This is a genomic window from Viridibacillus sp. FSL R5-0888, assembly GCF_038009105.1.
In the GTDB taxonomy this organism is placed as follows: domain Bacteria; phylum Bacillota; class Bacilli; order Bacillales_A; family Planococcaceae; genus Viridibacillus; species Viridibacillus arenosi.
This window is the reverse complement of the sequence record NZ_JBBPAU010000001.1, coordinates 803,432-823,640: the sequence shown is the minus strand read 5'-3', so window position 1 is coordinate 823,640 and position 20,209 is coordinate 803,432. Positions and strand designations below refer to the sequence as shown.

The following is a 20,209-nucleotide window of genomic DNA, read 5'->3' as shown; positions in this document are numbered from 1 at the left end:
TTAGTTATTCGCGATAGCGCTTTTTTCTTCGCCAAGCAGTTGTTTTTGTTTAGCTGCGGCATTTACTTGTTCATCGGCATGATAACTACTACGCACAAGTGGACCAGCTTCACAATGAGAGAATCCTTTACTCATCGCAATCTTGCGCAGTTTACCGAATTCTAAAGGTGAGTAATATTTTTTCACCGGTAAATGTTTTTTTGACGGTTGTAAATATTGACCTATTGTCATTATATCTACATTATTTGCGCGTAAATCATCCATTACTTCAATAATTTCTTCTTCTGTTTCTCCAAGTCCCAACATTAATGATGACTTTGTAGGAATATCAGGTTGCATTTCTTTTGCACGACGTAAAAACTCTAATGAGCGATCGTATTTTGCTCGAGCGCGAACTCTAGGTGTTAAACGTTTTACTGTCTCGATATTATGATTTAAAATATCAGGTTTCGTATCCATTAATATACGTAAATTTTCTTCAATTCCACCCATATCTGAAGGTAATACCTCAATTGATGTAAATGGATTTTTACGACGAATTGCACGAACAGTTTCTGCAAAAACTTCTGCTCCTCCGTCTTTTAAGTCATCACGTGCTACTGCAGTTACAACGACATGCTTTAAGTTCATAATTTCAACTGAATCTGCTACGCGTTCTGGTTCTGCTGTATCTAATTCATTTGGAAGGCCTGTTTTTACTGCACAGAAGCGACATGCGCGTGTACATACAGCTCCTAATATCATAAATGTCGCTGTACGTCTTTCACCCCAGCATTCATGAATATTTGGGCATCTGGCTTCCTCACAAACTGTATGTAAGTTCTTTTCTCGCATCAGTTTCTTTAGGCCCTTATAGTCGTCGTTAGTATTTAGTTTAATTTTTAGCCAATCCGGTTTTCTTATATGTTCTACTTTAGTTGGTTTACATGATGTCATTGAAGATTCGTCTCCCATCACAAGGCTTATTTATATATTGTAGTACTTTTGTCAATGTAACATAATAAATAGTTTCAAACAACCTTCGATTACTAATATTGTCAAAATATTTTGCTATACCCTGCACTAAGTAAATATTAATTTAAATGAAATGAAAAGGGAAATTAAATATCTCTTAGTTCATTTTAATAGGTACCTCGACTGATGGTTGCGTACCTCCACCTGTCGTATAAATATTAGGTACTGTCCCCTTAAGCATACCAATAGCAACTGGAATTCTTTGCTCCACAGTGGTTGATTTACTAGCAAATGGAACGATGACTTGAACATTTACTGATAAATGAATTTGCACTTTCACGAGTGCATTATTAATACCAAACTCCTCAATATCCGTTTCGACATTTGTATTGATCTTGCCTATAACATGAAAACGAATAGGTATTTTCGGTCCTAAATTCCCTAACAAGGGTAATTTTGTTACCTGCCCAATTGGGACATAAAAGACAACACCACCATCTTCTTGCATTGCATTGGCATCATATTCAATATCGTCGTATTTCGGCAGTTTACTTAAATTTCCTGACTCTGCTTCTTCAAGATGATCTTGTACGAGCGTATATGTTTCCGCCATAACACGATTAATAATTTCTGAATTAAACTTTGTCATTTTAGTATCTTCGCCTGGAACTTCTTCTATTATATCATTAACATCAAGGACATTCGCAGTTCTAGAGTTAATAGCCTTACTAATAACTTCAGATGCTATTCGATTCGTTTGGACTTCCGCATAATCCAAATATGTTGGCATCAGTCTTATATTCACTAAGTAAAATAAGAGAGCAATCATCCCAAAAAAGCTTACGATAAAAAGTGGTAATAATCGAGAGCGTTTTTGTCGTTTTTGCACTAACAATCTACGTCTTTGTTTTGGTAAACGCAAAAAAATTCCCCCTAATCATAGGCTATGACTAAGGGGCATTATTTATTCACTATGTACGAGGTATTCCACCTCAACCTGATGGATGTAAGTAGCTGGTTCATTTTCCAAGCAACATTCATATGTTGCTTGCAATATTTCACCATCCTCCTCAAAAATGCGAATCCAAGGTTTATCTGTTGATTTATGATTTTGTTTTGAGACGATGCCTCGTCGACCATCAGAAAGTAAAACGACAGTTCCATTTGGATATATGGCAATGCATTTTTGAAATGCTTTTACAACTTTCTCATCGTATAACGTACCTATACCTTGCTTTATTATTTCCATTCCATGCGATGGCAACATTTTCTTTCGATATACGCGATTAGATGTCACAGCATCAAATACATCGGCGACAGCAATAATTTTAGCATATGGATGAATTTCAAAATCAATCAATCCACGTGGATACCCACTACCATCAAGTCTTTCGTGATGTTGGAATGCACAATGTGCTGATAATAAAGAAATAGTATGTAAGTTTCTTAATAAATCAAAGCCATACTTTGCATGAAGTTTCATTGTATCGTATTCTTCATTTGTTAAGCGCCCAGGTTTATTTAAAATCTCAAGTGGGATTAGCATCTTACCTACGTCATGTAACATGGCACCAATCCCAATTTGGCGTATTTCATCCGATGTATATTTCATCTCTCTAGCAATCGCAATAGAATAAATGGCCACTTGTAGTGAGTGTTGATAAATATATTCATCATATATAAATGCATCACTCAAAACTGTAATCATTTCTTCACTATTTACAATACTTTCAAGTAACTGCTCTATAATACATCCAAAATGTTTGGACTGTTGATCTAAACAATAAGTTAAATCAGCATTTTTTTGATTTTTTAACATTTTGAAGGATTCTGTAATTTTATCTACAGCTTTTCTTCTTACATGTATTGGCACAGCTTCAACTATATTAATATCATGAGAAATTTTATCGTTAATATATACATATTGAACATTTAATTGTAAAAGTCGGTTGGCTATTTGATTTGATGCTACGACCCCTTCATGTAGCAAAGGTCTTCCAGCCTCATTCCAAATTGTTCTGCCGATCACCATTCCAGGTTGCAACACTTTAGTTGAAATCAGCCTCATACTATTTCCCCATTCATAAACATAATCTATTCTCTATATATTGACTCATATAAAACTTTAATCAGGTCTTTCTGAATTTTCCCCTTTGAAAAATTCAAGTCCATACAGAATTAGAATATCACGTAAAAATTGAGGTAACAAGTATGTTTTTGGTGTATTTTTGAAATCGGGAAAGAAATACCCAAAAGTATACATATCTAAAGTCACAAGTTTGTAACTTTTTTTCAAATCTGCAATACTACCTCCTATTACTAACCTCCCCATATCATCCACTTCAAATTGATAGTTTAGCATCTTACCCATCACTACGCCTCTAAACCCTAAGCCCTTCACTTCTCTCCTTGGCCAATCTACATTTTGTGCTTCCATGTAAATTTCTTTTAAACACTCACCAGTAAGCTCAACTACACAAGCGTTGATTGGGTGTGGAAGCATACCGTGAATGTCATTAGCTGTCACTCTACCTTTTGGAAGTCCACTTAAAAAGATTCCTGCATTGAACAGAGCACAATCAGCATTTGAAAATTTTAATAACGCTTTTGCAAATAGTCGTGACAGATTTGAATGATGGTACCATTCCTTATTATAGTAACGGTCTGTGTAAAATACAGGTACATCAAGTAGTTCACGCCCTCGTTGTTCAAGACTTACTACTATCTCTTTCTCCTTGTCTACAGATGCAAGATCTATCGTTCTGTGAAGCATCGTTTTTTTCTTCACAACTTTTTTTAAATCCATATCAAATAGTATTTCAGTATGCCCTACAAATAAGCCAAATTTCCCTCCACCAGTTAACAGCACATCATTCACTATTTTACCTTCGTGCAAAATATGATGCGTATGTGCTCCGAAAATAACATCGATTTCAGGGCACTGTTCTGCTAACAATGTATCCTCAGACAAACCTAGATGCGACATACAAACAAGCACATCCACTTGATCTCGTAGCTCATCTACTTGTTTTTTCAATACTGCGAGTGGTTCTAATACTTGCCATTCAAGTTGCTCATAAAATAAATAAAAAGGTGCTGTAGCTGCAATAATTCCTACTTTTACACCGGCAGCTGTGTTATAAATCTGATATGATTTTGCCCAACTTGGTACGTCACCATTAATATTGTGCAAATTAGCTACTAAGACATCGAATTTCGCATCTTTATATAATGTATTCAATTCGCTATTCGATAAAGTAATACCTTCATTATTACCAATCGTTACAGCATCATAATTTGCATCATTTAATAATTTCACATTTCCTTTACCCAACGTCGCCTCAGTATAAACATTCGAACGATCCATAAAGTCTCCTATATCAAGAACAAAGCAACTATCACCTACTTCTTTATGCCACTTCTTTCGTGTCACAAGAAATTCGTGAGTACGAGGCCAATGTTCAAAATGGCTATGGACATCATTTGTATGATAAAAATGGATTGTTTCTAGCATAATATCCCCTCTTTACATTCAGATTAGTCCATCTATGATTGAACGGATTCCGAGAAGTAATAAAATTATTCGTAAAAAGAGCACTAATGTATCTGATTTAATACGCTTATTAAGTGCTGCTCCTATTTTCGCCCCTATATAAGCCCCTGGAATTACCGGAATCGTATACATCCATGGAACATTTCCTAAATAAATATGGCTAGCTGAGTTGACGATAGACGATAAAAACACCATGAACATGGATGTTGCCACAGCCACATGGGGAGGGAACAAGAATAATAATATCATTGCAGGAACAATCATCGATCCTCCACCAATCCCAAATAACCCTGATGCAAAGCCAATTGCAAAAGTTAATAATAATGCAAACCAAATCGGATAGCCATAAACAAAACTTTTACCTTCCTGGTCGACAAAAGTTCGCTTCAGTCCATTCTCAACAAACCATTTTACTGGTTTTAATTTATCCTTCACGATTAAGATTGTCGCTAATATAATTAGTAAAATACCAAAGTATAAATTAAATGAAGGCAAATCTAATCCTTTGTTCACCCAAGCACCAAGAATCGTCCCAGGTATACTCCCTGCAAAGAAAATTACGCCACTTTTATAATCAACTGTTTTAGATTTCATATATGACAGAGTAGATGCTAGTCCAGTGAAAATCATCATAACTACAGATAAGCCTACTACTTTTTGTGGTGTTATATCTGGGATTAAACCGAGTGTGAGCCCTACAAATAGTGTAGCTGGTACTAATATCACGCCTCCACCTAGGCCTACTAAAGCGCCAACTAGACCTGAACATAGCCCAATTACAGCAATTAATATAAATTCCATTACGATTCTCCTTCAAAAAATTCTAATTGTTTAGGAGATAATCCTTCATATTGTACTCCCAGCATTTTTTGCAGTTGTTTTGCATTTTTTGCTGCATCATTTCCTGAGTTATTATTAAATAATACAAACACATCTTTTACCTGCTGTTGTAACGATACAATATGTTTTTGTAGTCCCTTTAATTCTTCTTCATTATAGTTATACAAAAAACGAATTTTACGCCATTCTTCATTATTTCCGGGATTACGCCAGCCATGCACATTACGACCGTGAATACGAACAAGGACACGTTCATTTGTCGCCTTTGGTACTAGCGGAACTGACCCTTCTCCTGCCTGTGGCTCATCACAAACTGTATGTATTAAACCCTCTTGACGTAAAAAATTCAATGTACCATCCAAGAATTTTTCACTATACCAAGTGCGATTTCGGAATTCAATTGCGATAGGAAAATTCTTTAATTGTTGCTTCACATAGCGAATATAAGTAACATTTTTTGATTGACAGTCAAACCACGGTGGGAACTGTACTAATATCATTGCAAGCTTACCTGCTTGTTGAAAAGGTGTAATCGCACCTTTAAATGCCTCAAACATATCTTCCCTAGTCTCATAAGGATTATCCTGCCTCAAATGACCTGTCATACCTTGATAAGCCTTTACAACAAACTGAAAATGATCAGGTACTTCTGCAATCCACTTCCGCACATTAGCTTCAGATGGAATAGAATAGAATGATGTATCCACTTCAACAACAGGAAAGTGTCCACTGTAATCAAATAATTTATTACGTGCTGTAGACAATGGACTATAAAGATCTGGATGATCTCCCCATCCAGTTAAACCAATGTGTATCATCTCATATCCCCCATTAACAGACATATAGTTAATGATAGCATAACATTCAACTGTGTTAGAACAGATTCACCCCATCCTTCTATTACAAAAACCTTCTCTAAATGTATAAAAAAAGCTTCGGCACCAATTTGGAAATCCAAATTGAGTTGCCGAAGCTTTATAGTTAGCTCTAATTAACCGATAGAGCCTTCCATTTCGAATTTGATTAGACGGTTCATTTCTACAGCATATTCCATTGGAAGTTCCTTAGTGAACGGCTCGATGAAGCCCATTACGATCATTTCAGTAGCTTCTTGCTCAGAAACACCTCGGCTCATTAAGTAGAACAATTGCTCTTCAGATACTTTTGAAACTTTTGCTTCATGCTCTAAAGAGATTTGATCATTCATTACTTCGTTGTATGGAATTGTATCAGAAGTCGATTCATTATCCATGATTAAAGTATCGCATTCAATATTTGCACGAGCGTTGATTGCTTTTTTACCAAAGCGAACAATACCGCGATATGTTACGTTACCACCATGTTTAGAAATGGATTTTGATACGATTGTAGAAGATGTGTTTGGTGCTAAGTGAATCATTTTCGCACCAGTATCTTGGTTTTGTCCACGACCTGCAATGGCAATTGATAATGTCATACCACGAGCACCTTCACCTTTAAGGATACATGCTGGGTATTTCATAGTTAATTTAGAACCGATGTTACCATCAATCCATTCCATTGTAGCATTAGCATCACATACAGCACGTTTCGTTACTAGGTTATAAACATTATTAGCCCAGTTTTGAATCGTTGTATAACGGCAATATGCGTCTTTTTTGATGATGATTTCTACAACAGCACTGTGTAGAGAGCTTGTTGTATAAACTGGAGCTGTACATCCTTCAACGTAGTGTACACTTGCACCTTCATCAACAATGATCAATGTACGTTCGAATTGACCCATGTTTTCAGAGTTAATACGGAAGTACGCTTGTAGAGGTGTTTCAAGTTTAACACCTTTTGGTACATAGATGAACGAACCACCAGACCATACTGCTGAGTTTAGTGCAGAGAATTTGTTGTCTTGTGGTGGAATTGTTTTACCGAAGTACTCTCTGAAAAGTTCTTCGTTTTCACGAAGTGCTGAGTCTGTGTCTTTAAACACAACGCCCATGTCTTCAAGTTCTTCCTTCATGTTATGGTAAACAACTTCAGATTCATATTGTGCAGAAACACCCGCAAGGTATTTTTGTTCTGCTTCAGGAATACCAAGCTTATCAAATGTTTCTTTGATTTCAGCTGGTACTTCATCCCAAGATTTTTGAGTTGCTTCTGAAGGTTTTACATAATACGTAATCTCATCGAAGTTTAACTCAGAAAGATCACCACCCCATTGAGGCATTGGTTTTTCATAGAAAATCTCAAGTGATTTTAGACGGAAATCTAACATCCATTGAGGCTCGTTTTTCATTTTAGAAATTTCTTTAACGATATCAGCAGTTAATCCACGTTTTGAACGGAAAATAGATACGTCCTTGTCATGGAACCCATACTTGTAATCGCCAATTTCAGGCATTTTTTTAGCCATCGTTTCTCCTCCGTTCAGAGTTCAATAATTTATTTATTTTCAGATTCGTTTTGCACACCTTTTTCCATTGCTTTCCAAGCTAAAGTTGCACATTTAATACGAGCAGGGAATTTCGAAACACCTGAAAGTGCTTCTACATCACCTAAATCGATCGAATCGTCATATTCTTTTCCAAGCATCATATCAGAGAAAATATGTGCTAGGTTTTGAGCTTCCTCAACTGTTTTCCCTTTGACCGTTTGAGTCATCATGGATGCAGAGGACATTGAGATGGAACAACCTTCTCCATCAAATTTAGCATCTTCAACGATGCCATTATTTACTTGTAAAGTTAAACGGATACGGTCGCCACATGTAGGGTTATTCATATCGATAGTGACATTACTACCTTCAAGAGCCCCTTTGTTTCTTGGCTTTTTATAGTGATCCATAATAACTGAGCGGTAAAGTTGATCTAAATTATTCAAAGACATCAGCAAAATACTCCTTCGCAGTGCGCAACCCTGCAACAAGACGGTCAATATCTTCCTCATTGTTATAAATATAGAAGCTAGCACGTGCAGTTGCAGTACATTGTAACCATTTCATAAGCGGCTGTGCACAATGATGCCCAGCGCGTACAGCAATTCCGTTCATATCTAGAACAGTTGCTACATCATGTGGATGAACATCATCTAAATTAAATGTTACAAGACCTGAACGCTTTGCAGGATCTTGTGGTCCATAAATTGATAAACCTTTAATTGTTTGCATTTGGTCTATTGCATAACGCGATAAATCATGTTCGTGTTTTTCAATCGTGTCCATGCCGATTTCTTGAAGGAAATCAATAGCTGCACCTAATCCAATAGCTCCAGCAATGATTGGAGTACCACCTTCAAATTTCCAAGGTAGCTCCTTCCATGTAGATTCATGAAGACCTACAAAATCGATCATTTCGCCACCAAATTCAACCGGCTCCATGTTTTCGAGAAGCGCTTTTTTACCATATAATACACCAATACCAGTTGGTCCGCACATTTTGTGCCCAGAGAATGCTAAGAAATCACAATCTAAATCTTGCACATCTGTTTTAAAATGAGGTACACCTTGTGCCCCATCAACGACCATTACAGCACCATGCTCATGAGCTATAGCGGTAATTTCTTTAATTGGGTTGATCGTACCCAAGACATTTGAAGCATATGCCATTGAGACAATTTTTGTTTTGTCAGTAATTGTTGCACGCACTTTTTCTAATGATAAAGTACCATCTGACTCTAAATCGATATATTTTAATGTCGCGCCTTTTTCCTTAGCAAGTTGTTGCCAAGGTATTAAGTTAGAATGGTGTTCCATATAAGTGATGACGATTTCATCGCCTTCACCTACATGTGTACGACCATAACTTTGTGCAACTATATTTAATGCAGTTGTAGTACCTCTTGTGAAGATGATTTCTTCAGTCGAGTTTGCATTGATAAATTTACGAATTTTTTCACGAGCACCTTCATAAGAATCTGTTGCTCTGTTCCCAAGTGTGTGAACACCACGGTGAACATTTGAATTTTCAAATTCATAATAATTTTTGATTGCTTCAATTACTTGAATTGGCTTTTGAGAAGTTGCAGCACTATCAAGATAAACAAGCGGATGCCCATTTATTTCTTGATTTAATATCGGGAAATAGCTTCGAATGTCATCTTTGATCATTAGCGAACTTTCCTTTCGATAACCTCCGTCAGTTGCTTTTTAACACCCTCGATAGGCAATTTGTTTACAACTGGCGCAAGGAATCCGTGAATAACTAAACGTTCAGCTTCTTTTTTTGCAATACCGCGACTCATTAAGTAATACAGTTGAATTGGGTCAACGCGTCCAACAGAAGCTGCGTGTCCAGCAGTTACATCGTCTTCTTCAATTAATAGGATTGGGTTAGCGTCACCACGAGCATCTTCGCTAAACATTAACACACGTGATTCTTGTACAGCATCTGCTTTAGTAGCACCGTGTTCGATTTTGCCAATGCCATTGAAAATAGCACGAGAAGCATCTTTCATAACACCGTGTGTAAGGATGTATCCAGTAGATGCTTTACCCCAATGGCGAACTTCAGTTGTGAAGTTTTGACTTTGATTTCCGCGACCAACAACTACTGATTTACTATCAGCATTTGAACCGTCACCAATTAAATGCGAAATATTTTCAGAGATTGTATCACAGTCATTCATTAAACCTGCAGCCCATTCGATAGTTGCATCACGGTGTAAAATACCGCGGCGGTTAACATAAGTTGTTAAACCTTTCGCAAGTACATCTACCGCTCCAAAAATTACTTTTGCATTATCATTTACGATCACTTCTGCAATAATATTTGCTTGTCCAGTTGCTTCGTCAACAGTAGAAAGATAGTTTTCTACATATGTAACTGAACTGTTTGCTTCAGCAACAATTAATACATGATTGAATAATGAAGCTTCTGGATTGTCATGTAAGAACACAACTTGAAGAGGTTCTTCAATGATGACGTTTTTTGGAACATAAACGAAGACTCCGCCGTTTACTAATGCAGCATGTAATGCAGCTAATTTATGAGCATCAGCTTTTACGCCTTCTGTCATATAATATTTTTTCACTAGGTCACTATGTTCGCGACTTGCAGTGATAATATCAGTCAAAATAACACCTTGTGCTTTTAGCTCTTCTGAAAGCTCCAAATATGCAGGTGTATTATTGTGTTGGATATAGATGTTATGTTGGTTTTCAACATCTACAATTGACTTCACTTCTTCTGGAAGTTCAGCTAGTGATGCATATGTTGTACTTTCTACAACATGTGCTGGGAATTCTGTGAAATTCCATTTTGTAATATTAGTTTTATCTGGTTTTGGCAATGGTAGCGTTTCTACGTTCGCTAGTGCACTTTCACGAAGCTCTGTTAACCAGCTTGGTTCATTGTTCGCTTCAGAGAAGGAGCGTACGTCTTGAGCGGTTACCGCCAATTTTGTTTCAACCGTCATTCTGCTCGTCCTCCTTCTTATGCTTCTTGTTCAGCAGTTTCTTCGTCTTCAATACCTAATTCTTGTTTAATCCAGTCATAACCTTCAGCTTCAAGTTTATGAGCTAATTCAGCTCCACCCGATTTTACAACTTTACCTTGCATCATAACATGTACTTTATCTGGAGTGATGTAGTTAAGTAGACGTTGGTAGTGAGTGATCATTAAGCAGCCAAAGCCTTCGCCGCGCATTTCGTTGATACCTTTAGAAACAACTTTTAATGCATCAATATCAAGACCAGAGTCAATTTCGTCTAAAATAGCGAATTTAGGTTTGATCATCATTAATTGTAGAATTTCGTTACGCTTTTTCTCACCGCCAGAGAAACCTTCGTTTAAGTAGCGTTGAGCCATATCTAAATCCATTTCTAGGAATTCCATTTTTTTATCTAATTCACGGATGAATTTCATCAATGAAATCTCGTCACCTTCTTCACGACGTGCGTTAATAGCAGAACGTAAGAAGTCAGCGTTTGTTACACCAGAAATTTCTGATGGGTATTGCATACCAAGGAAAAGACCCGCTTTTGCGCGTTCGTCTACTTCCATTTCAAGTACGTCTTCACCATCTAGCATGATTGAACCTGAAGTTACTTCATATTTTGGGTGACCCATAATAGCAGAAGCTAAAGTAGATTTACCCGTACCATTTGGACCCATGATAGCATGGATTTCGTTTGTATTAAGTGTTAAATTTACACCCTTTAAAATCTCTTTTCCGTCAATTTCGACATGAAGATCTGTGATTACTAATGTTGACATTTCATTACCTCCATTTAAAGTTCAATGAATGGTTTCCCATTTCTAATTTAATATCATTCTAATCTTAACTGAAAAAGAAGTGGCTTGCAAATCTTTTGAAAATTATTCTCACTTCCCCTTTAAACAGTAGATATCCACTAGCTTTATATCAACTATTCTAGCAATTCTTTGTTATTTGTAAAAAATTAATTCATTTTCAATACAGATACTCTAATTGAGAATCGATTTCACTCCCAGTGTAGTGATAACCTTATTTTTCTGAAAATTAATGTATTTTCAAACATCTCCATTATACAAATATTATCCTTTTCTTACTATTTTATTCCAACACACCATTTTTTCTCCATAAAAAAAAGCCTGCTGTACAGGCTTTTTAGACATTCTTTACTTATAAGGAAGCGTATTCTGTCAAATATGCATCGACAGTTTCTGCTACACCACGACCTTCTTTAATCGCCCATACGATTAAACTTTGACCTTTACGGGCATCACCTGCTGTAAAAACACCATTTACATTAGTAGCATATTTTTTCCCGACTGACGCAATTTTGTTATTCGTTATTTTAACTCCAAATTGTTCTGGTAAAGCGTGCTCCACACCTTCAAAGCCGATTGCAACGAATACATGTTGTGCAGGCCATACCCTTTCAGTACCAGGTACTTCTTCAAAATAAGCGTACCCTTCATCATTAATAACTTTATTCATTTGGATTGTGTGTAATTCTTTCACATGACCTTTTTTATCCGCCACAATTTTCTTTGTTTGGATGCAATATTCTCGAGGGTCTTTACCATACTTTTCGTCCGCTTCAGCATAGGCATAATCTAATTTATAAATATGAGGATCAGTTGGCCATAAATTATCGTCAGCTCGATTGATTGGTAACTGAGGATGTTTACCGAATTGTACAATGCTTTTACAATTTTGACGAATTGCCGTAGCTACACAGTCAGCCCCTGTATCACCACCACCAATAACAATGACATCCTTACCTTTTGTATTAATATACTTATCATCTTCAAAGTTAGAATCTAGCAAACTCTTAGATGTTGAAGTTAAATAGTCCATTGCTAAATGAACCCCTTCTGAGTCGCTTCCTTTCATATAAAGCGCACGTTGTTTAGTTGCCCCTGTACACAAGATGATTGCATCATACTCGGCTTTTAACTGTTCAGCCGTAATATCCTTACCTACTTCGGTATTTAATACAAACTCTATGCCTTCTTCCATTAACAATTGAATTCTGCGTTCTACAACATCTTTTTCGAGCTTCATATTCGGAATTCCGTACATAAGTAAGCCACCAGCTCGGTCAGCTCGCTCGTAAATAGTAACCGAGTGCCCCGATTGGTTTAATTGATCCGCTGCAGCAAGTCCTGCTGGTCCTGAACCAATGACAGCAATTTTTTTACCTGTACGTAGTTTAGGCATACGTGGTTGAATCCACCCATTTTCGAACCCTTTATCTATAATAGTTCGTTCAATACTTTTAATTGCAACTGCTGGGTCTGTAATTGCTAATGTACAAGAACCTTCACAAGGCGCGGGGCAAACGCGTCCTGTGAATTCCGGAAAGTTATTTGTAAGCAATAAACGTTCTAACGCTTCCTTCCATTTACCTTTATACACTAAGTCATTCCACTCGGGGATAACATTATTAATCGGACAACCTGCAGCTGTACCGCGAATCTCAATTCCCATATGACAAAAAGGTGTCCCACAATCCATACATCTAGCACCTTGGATTTGAAGAGCTTCATCGGTTAATCTTGAAGCATATTCTTTCCAATTCTTAATGCGCTCTAGTGGTGGTTGTTCTTTTGCCTTTTCTCGACTATATTCCATAAATCCAGTTGGTTTCCCCATCTAGAACCACTCCTCCATTATTTATTGGAAAGCACTACTTCCTTTTTTTTAGAAGTAGCTAAAAATGCTTTCATCGCTGCATCATCAGCAGATAAACCTTCAGCCTTGAAATCACTAATACGATCAATCATTTTCTTGTAGTCTGCTGGAACAACTTTTAAGAATTTAACAACTGACTGCGACCAATCAGTTAAGAGCGTTTTAGCTTTTGAACTATCTGTGTTCAAAATATGTTCTTCAATTAATGCGCGGACAAATTTAGTTTCTTCCTCATTTTCTAAATCTTCAAATCCTATCATTTCCATGTTGCACTTTTCTTTGAAAGATTTTTCATCTTCTACTAATACGTACGCAATACCACCGGACATACCAGCACCAAAGTTCTTACCTACATCACCTAAAATAACAACATGGCCTCCTGTCATGTACTCACAACCATGATCTCCTATTCCTTCAACAACGATATCCGCACCACTATTACGGACTGCAAAACGTTCTCCTGCACGGCCATTGATAAATGCTTTACCACTCGTAGCGCCGTATAAACAAACGTTTCCGGCAATGACGTTCTTCTCAACATCGCCTTTTATTGGTGCGGAAACGACAACTTTCCCTCCTGATAACCCTTTACCGAAGTAATCATTCGCATCGCCATTTACATACATAGACATTCCACTAGGAATAAACGCACCAAAACTTTGCCCTGCTGAACCCGTGAATTGAAGTGAAATTGTATCGTCAACTAAACCTCTTTCACCATAACGTTTGGATATTTCACTCCCGATAATAGTGCCAACAACTCGGTCTGTGTTTTTAATCGGATAGTGCAGTTTAATAGGACTTTCATCCATTATTGCTTTCTCAACCGCGCCAAGAATTTCACGCATATCAAGAGATTCTTCAATTTTATGATCTTGCATCACTTGCTGAGTACGAGGTCCTTTAGGTTGATATAATAAAGCTGAAAGATCTAATTGGCTTGCTTTCCAATGATTCATAGCTCGGTCACTAATTTCTAAAACATCTGTGCGACCAATCATCTCATCCATTGAACGGAAACCGAGCATAGACATATGTTCTCGTACTTCTTCAGCAACAAATTGCATGAAATTTACGAGGTGATCCGCATTCCCCATGAATTTCGCTCTTAACTCAGGATTTTGAGTAGCTACCCCAACTGGGCATGTATCTAAATGACACGCTCTCATCATTACACAACCAAGAACGATTAATGGGGCTGTTGCAAAACCATATTCTTCAGCTCCGAGTAAAGCCGCCATCACGACGTCTTTTCCTGTCATCAATTTACCATCCGTTTCTAAAATGACGCGATCACGTAGTCCATTTAACATCAGCGTTTGATGCGCCTCCGCAAGACCAAGCTCCCATGGTAATCCGGTATGCTTAATGCTCGTTTTTGGTGAAGCTCCTGTACCACCGTCATATCCACTAACAACAATTACGTCAGCTGCACCTTTCGCAACACCAGCGGCAATGGTACCAACCCCAGCTTTTGAAACAAGTTTCACACTAATACGTGCATGACGATTAGCGTTTTTCAAATCATGAATCAACTCAGCCATATCTTCAATAGAGTAGATATCATGATGTGGTGGAGGCGAGATTAATCCAACACCTGTAGTTGAACCACGAACATCAGCTACCCATGGGTATACTTTGTTGCCAGGTAACTGACCACCCTCACCAGGCTTTGCCCCTTGTGCCATTTTAATTTGCAACTCATCTGCATTCACTAAGTAATGGCTTTTCACACCAAAACGACCTGAAGCAATTTGTTTAATTCCACTTCGACGATTATCTCCATTAGCATCAATCTCATAACGGCTAGGGTGTTCCCCCCCTTCTCCACTGTTACTTCTACCGCCCAATCTGTTCATCGCAATAGCTAATGTTTCATGCGCTTCCTGACTTAATGACCCAAATGACATGGCACCTGTTTTAAAGCGTTTTACTATTGATGCAACAGATTCTACCTCTTCTATAGGAATACGTCGTTGTGCTTTTTTGAATGCAAATAAATTACGCAAGAAACCAATTCGCTCTTCATTTGCCATTTCAGCATATTGTCTGTAAAGACCGATATCCCCTTTACGTGCTGCCCATTGCAATGTATGGATCGTTTTCGGATTAAAGGCATGATGCTCACCCGTGCTTCTCCACTGGAAATCACTGCCCGATTGCAACACTTGCTCAGTAGAGTTCACTGCTTCAGTATGCTTACGAAGTGCCTCTTTACCGATTGTTTCTAAATCAATGCCGCTTAATTGTGAAGCTGTTCCTGTGAAATATTTAGCAATAACTTCTTTACTAATACCTACCGCTTCAAAGACTTGAGCACCACGGTAACTCTGAACAGTTGAAATGCCCATCTTAGACATAACTTTAACAACACCATCTGCAATAGCTTTTGTATATTTGGCAACAGCCTCATCATATGTTTGTGACAGATGACCATCTTTAATCGCTTGATAAATTGAAGCAAATGTTAAATACGGATTAATCGCATCTACACCGTAGCCGATTAAAGTTGCAAAGTGATGCACTTCACGTACTTCAGCAGACTCTACAATAATACTCACCTTTGTACGATTTCCCGTTTCCACTAAATATTGATGTAAACAGCTAGCAGCTAGTAGTACTGGTATAGTCGGTGTCTCAGCATGTAAAAGTCGGTCTGATAACACGAGTAGTTGAGCACCTTTTGCAATCGCTTCATCTGCATCTTTTGTTAATCTAGCCAATTCATTTTCTAATTCTTCTGAAAAATCAAGGTGCAATAATGCACTTTTGAAATTTTCATCATCATTTACTATTAATTGCTGTAGTTGACTGTTCGTAAGGACCGGCGTTTCTAAGAAAATTCGACGGCTATTTTTTTCTGTTGGATGTAGCAAGTCACCTTCTGCCCCTAAAACCGTCATTGTAGACGTAACAATATGCTCACGAATCGAATCGATTGGTGGATTTGTCACTTGTGCAAAAAGCTGTTTAAAATAATTAAATAATGATTGTGGGCGATCTGATAATACCGCTAGCGGTGTATCATTCCCCATTGAGCCAAGGGGGTCTTTCCCCTCAGCTACCATTGGTACGATATATTTGTGAATATCTTCGTAAGTGTAACCATTGACCTTTTGACGGAATAGTAAATCCATCATGTCCTCAGGTTGATCTTCTTTCGTCTTCACAGTCACAAGGTTTTCTTCTAACCATTGTGCGTATGGCTTTTCCCCTGCCATATCTGATTTTAATTCTTCATCTGAAATAATCCGTCCTTGTTCTAAATCAACAAGCAACATTTTCCCCGGGCTTAAACGTTCTTTGTAAGCAATATTTTCTTCCTCTATATCCACTACACCAACTTCTGATGAGAAAATGATGTAGTCGTCCTTTGTGACATAATAGCGTGCTGGTCGTAAACCATTACGATCCAAAATCGCACCAATTTGTTTACCATCAGTAAAGCAAATCGCTGTGGGCCCATCCCAAGGTTCCATTAAACAGCTATGGTACGCATAAAACGCTTTTTTCTCTTCTGAAATATGCGGATTCTCAGTCCAAGGTTCCGGTATCATCATCATTGCCGTATGAGCCGGCGTGCGCCCTGCTAAAACGAAAAACTCAAAAGCGTTATCAAGCATTGATGAATCACTACCACTTTGGTCAACAATCGGTAAAAGCTTTTCTAAATCATCCCCAAATGCTTCTGAAACAAATTGTTGTTCACGTGCTTTCATCCAGTTAATATTGCCACGTAATGTATTAATTTCACCATTGTGAATAATGTAGCGATTCGGATGTGCACGTTCCCAGCTTGGGAATGTATTCGTGCTGTAACGTGAATGAACTAATGAAAATGCCGATGCAAATCGCTCATCTTGCAAATCCATGTAAAATTCATCCACCTCTTGAGGTGTCAGTAATCCTTTGAAAACCATTGTTTGGCTCGAAAAACTTGCACAATAAAACTTTTTGTCATTTTTTGTTGCCCAGTGCTCTGTTTGCTTACGAACTAGATACAACTTACGCTCGAAGGCGAGGGAATTACTGACATTAGCCGCTTTAATGAACACTTGGCGTACAACTGGCGCTGTTTCCTTAGCAGTGTCACTTAAAGGATCTGTGTTGATTGGTACTGTCCTCCAGCCTAATAACTCTTGGCCTTCCTCAGCAATCAATGCATTCATCTTATTCTCTATATCTTGTCGTTCAGTATTATCTTGAGTGAAAAATAACATCCCGACACCGTAGCGTCCTTGATCAGGTAAAGTCCACTCAGTACAAATCGCTCTGAAAAATGCATCCGGAATTTGGACCATTAATCCTGCCCCATCACCCGTTTTGCCGTCACTACCTCGCCCTGCACGATGATCCAAACGGCATAGCATTTCTAACCCCTTCATTACGATGTCATGTGTGGCTTTACCTTTTAAATGAGCATATAAACCAATACCACAGGCATCATGCTCAAATTGTGGGGAGTATAATCCCTGTGCTGTTGGAAGTTGATGAAATGTCATGTAAATCCCTCCCTCTTCACTTAAAAAGTGACTTAAATTTATTTTAGTTTTTCAAATTGATATAAACAATATATAATTTATATATTATTAATCTATAAATTAGATGAATGGGAGATGACATACGATGGAATTACGCCAATTACGCTATTTTGTTGCGGTTGCGGAGCTTGAACATATTTCTGAAGCTGCTGAAAACTTACACGTTGCTCAATCTGCGATAAGTCGCCAAATAGCTAATTTAGAAGAAGAACTAGGTACAAAGCTATTTGAGCGAGTTGGACGAAATGTCAAACTGACGCCAATTGGTAAAACATTTCTCGAACATAGCATTGCTGCCTTACAAGCAATCGATTTTGCCAAAAAGCAAATCGACGAATACTTGGACCCAGAAAAGGGAACGATCAAAATCGGCTTTCCTACGAGCTTAGCGAGTTTTTTGTTGCCTACTGTTATTTCAGCATTTAAAAAAGAGCACCCTAATGTATCATTCCACTTGCGCCAAGGCTCTTACCGATATTTAATAAATGCAGTGAAGAACAGAGAACTAAACCTAGCGTTCCTTGGTCCACTTCCACAAAAAGACGATGCCATCAATACGACGATTTTATTTACAGAAAATATTGCAGCCTTATTACCAGCCACTCATTCTTTAGCACAAAAGGAATCCATTCATTTATCTGATTTACGGAATGAGGATTTTGTTCTTTTCCCCGAAGGTTATATTCTCAATAAAGTGGCTGTTGAAGCTTGTAAATCTGTTGGCTTCACACCTAAAATCACTTCAGAGGGTGAAGATATGGATGCTTTAAAAGGTTTAGTAGCTGCTGGAATCGGCATAAGCTTATTACCTGAAAGCGCCTTTTATGACTCCACACCTAGACGCACTGTAAAGTTACCGCTAGTTTCACCAGAGTTTACAAGAACGGTCGGTATTATTTCACCTACTAATCGTGATTTAGCTCCTTCTGAACAAGTTTTCTTAAGCTTTGTAAATAACTTCTTCTCATTATTGACTCAGTTTAAATAATAAAAAGCCCTCCGAAATATTCGGAAGGCCTTTTTATAGTGCATGGTTATTTTCTAACTACGCTTGTTCTTTTTTACTGAAGCGATCAACGATCATTGAAAGTGCACCGTCACCTGTTACGTTTGTAGCTGTACCAAAACTATCTTGCGCGAGATATAGAGCTATCATTAACGCCACCATAGTTTCATCAAAACCTAACATTGATTGAAGAATACCTGTCGCTGCCATTACTGCGCCACCCGGTACACCAGGTGCTGCAACCATTACAATACCTAACATGAAAATGAAAGGTATCATTTCAGTTAATGAATACGCATGATTATTTAACATCATTACAGCAATTGAACATGTTGTTAAAGTAATTGTACTGCCTGATAAATGAATTGTTGCAAATAGTGGGACAGTGAAACCTGTTACTCGATCAGAAGCACCTGTCTTACGTGCTTGCTTTAATGTAATCGGAATCGTCGCAGCTGATGACTGTGTTCCAAGAGCTGTAAAATATGCAGGTGCCATTGTTTTCAAAAGATAGAACGGATTTTTCTTATTAATAGCGCCTGCTACTACATATTGTAATACCAAGATACATAAATGCATTAAAATAATTAATAAAAATACTAATGCAAAAACTGATAGAATTTTTGCTACTTGACCAGCAAAAGTCATATTTAAGAAAATACCAAAAATATGAATAGGTAATAACGGAATAATAATTTTCGAAATTACTTTATCAATAATTAAATTAAACTCATCAAAGAATTTTTTCATAAATTCACTATTGATAGATGCCATTCCAATCCCTAGGATGAAGGCTAATAATAGAGCCGTCATAACGTCCATCAATGGTGGCATATCGATTACTACAAATGATTTCGCTAAAAATTTCTCTGGGTTAGAAAATTGCTCACTTCCAGAAGTTGAAATTAAATTCGGTAAAACATTTGAAGCAACAAAGAATGCAAAGAATCCAGCTATTAAAGTAGAAAAGTAAGCAAAGAAAGTAGCTAACCCTAACAGTTTTCCAGACCCTTTACCTAATTGTGCAATTCCCGGTGCAATAAATGCGACGATTAATAACGGTACAACGAAGTTTAAGAAATTTCCGAATATACCATTGAATGTTGCAAATATACGAACGCCATCTTTCGGCATAATAGTACCTAGTAACGCTGCCAAAATAATCGCGACGATAATTCGTGGCAATAAACCAAACTTGATCTTCATAAAATGTCCTCCTGA

The 20,209-nt window shown here is 37.6% G+C and carries 15 protein-coding genes; 1 reads left to right on the top strand and 14 read right to left on the bottom strand.

The window, feature by feature from the left end; genetic code table 11:
* From lipA to gltB, 13 genes are all read right to left on the bottom strand, one after another.
* Window positions 1-936 carry a lipoyl synthase gene (gene lipA / locus MKY02_RS04010; protein WP_038188589.1) on the bottom strand — a complete coding sequence of 312 codons (936 nt, stop codon included), beginning with the start codon at window positions 934-936 and terminating at the stop codon, window positions 1-3.
* A 175-nt stretch (window positions 937-1,111) separates the two neighbouring features.
* On the bottom strand, window positions 1,112-1,876 hold the full coding sequence (yunB, locus tag MKY02_RS04005) for a sporulation protein YunB (RefSeq protein ID WP_038188591.1): 765 nt from the start codon (window positions 1,874-1,876) through the stop codon (window positions 1,112-1,114).
* A 42-nt stretch (window positions 1,877-1,918) separates the two neighbouring features.
* Window positions 1,919-3,022 (bottom strand): HD-GYP domain-containing protein, encoded by a 1,104-nt coding sequence (locus tag MKY02_RS04000; RefSeq protein WP_038188594.1) that lies wholly within the window; start codon window positions 3,020-3,022, stop codon window positions 1,919-1,921.
* A gap of 57 nt (window positions 3,023-3,079) precedes the next feature.
* Complete coding sequence (locus MKY02_RS03995; protein ID WP_076034570.1) at window positions 3,080-4,468, bottom strand: bifunctional metallophosphatase/5'-nucleotidase; 1,389 nt, start codon at window positions 4,466-4,468, stop codon at window positions 3,080-3,082.
* Window positions 4,469-4,486: 18 nt separating this feature from the next.
* The gene (locus tag MKY02_RS03990) at window positions 4,487-5,308 is read right to left on the bottom strand and encodes a sulfite exporter TauE/SafE family protein (RefSeq protein WP_038188600.1); all 822 of its coding nucleotides are present in this window, start codon (window positions 5,306-5,308) and stop codon (window positions 4,487-4,489) included.
* Window positions 5,308-6,165: a DUF72 domain-containing protein gene (locus MKY02_RS03985; RefSeq protein ID WP_340710680.1), complete on the bottom strand. Its 858-nt coding sequence runs from the start codon at window positions 6,163-6,165 to the stop codon at window positions 5,308-5,310. Before MKY02_RS03985 ends, MKY02_RS03990 begins: the two co-directional genes overlap by 1 nt.
* Window positions 6,166-6,338: 173 nt before the next feature.
* Window positions 6,339-7,736, bottom strand: a complete 1,398-nt coding sequence (gene sufB, locus MKY02_RS03980; protein ID WP_038188606.1) for a Fe-S cluster assembly protein SufB — start codon at window positions 7,734-7,736, stop codon at window positions 6,339-6,341.
* A gap of 29 nt (window positions 7,737-7,765) precedes the next feature.
* Window positions 7,766-8,209: a Fe-S cluster assembly sulfur transfer protein SufU gene (gene sufU / locus MKY02_RS03975; protein ID WP_038188609.1), complete on the bottom strand. Its 444-nt coding sequence runs from the start codon at window positions 8,207-8,209 to the stop codon at window positions 7,766-7,768.
* Window positions 8,196-9,428 (bottom strand): cysteine desulfurase, encoded by a 1,233-nt coding sequence (locus MKY02_RS03970; RefSeq protein WP_076034505.1) that lies wholly within the window; start codon window positions 9,426-9,428, stop codon window positions 8,196-8,198. The genes sufU and MKY02_RS03970 overlap by 14 nt, the downstream gene beginning before the upstream one ends.
* Window positions 9,428-10,735, bottom strand: coding sequence for a Fe-S cluster assembly protein SufD (sufD, locus tag MKY02_RS03965; RefSeq protein ID WP_038188615.1), 1,308 nt, complete (start codon window positions 10,733-10,735; stop codon window positions 9,428-9,430). The genes MKY02_RS03970 and sufD overlap by 1 nt, the downstream gene beginning before the upstream one ends.
* Before the next feature lie 17 nt (window positions 10,736-10,752).
* On the bottom strand, window positions 10,753-11,535 hold the full coding sequence (gene sufC, locus MKY02_RS03960; RefSeq protein ID WP_053418641.1) for a Fe-S cluster assembly ATPase SufC: 783 nt from the start codon (window positions 11,533-11,535) through the stop codon (window positions 10,753-10,755).
* Window positions 11,536-11,923: 388 nt separating this feature from the next.
* Window positions 11,924-13,402 (bottom strand): glutamate synthase subunit beta, encoded by a 1,479-nt coding sequence (locus MKY02_RS03955; RefSeq protein ID WP_076034504.1) that lies wholly within the window; start codon window positions 13,400-13,402, stop codon window positions 11,924-11,926.
* A 17-nt stretch (window positions 13,403-13,419) separates the two neighbouring features.
* Window positions 13,420-17,943 carry a glutamate synthase large subunit gene (gltB, locus tag MKY02_RS03950; RefSeq protein ID WP_340710679.1) on the bottom strand — a complete coding sequence of 1,508 codons (4,524 nt, stop codon included), beginning with the start codon at window positions 17,941-17,943 and terminating at the stop codon, window positions 13,420-13,422.
* A gap of 124 nt (window positions 17,944-18,067) precedes the next feature.
* Here gltB and MKY02_RS03945 point away from each other — a divergent pair, with 124 nt between their 5' ends.
* Window positions 18,068-18,970: a LysR family transcriptional regulator gene (locus tag MKY02_RS03945; RefSeq protein ID WP_038188627.1), complete on the top strand. Its 903-nt coding sequence runs from the start codon at window positions 18,068-18,070 to the stop codon at window positions 18,968-18,970.
* A 57-nt stretch (window positions 18,971-19,027) separates the two neighbouring features.
* On the opposite strand, the gene MKY02_RS03940 is transcribed toward MKY02_RS03945, so the two are convergent.
* Window positions 19,028-20,194: a dicarboxylate/amino acid:cation symporter gene (locus MKY02_RS03940; RefSeq protein ID WP_038188636.1), complete on the bottom strand. Its 1,167-nt coding sequence runs from the start codon at window positions 20,192-20,194 to the stop codon at window positions 19,028-19,030.
* Window positions 20,195-20,209 lie beyond the last annotated feature (15 nt).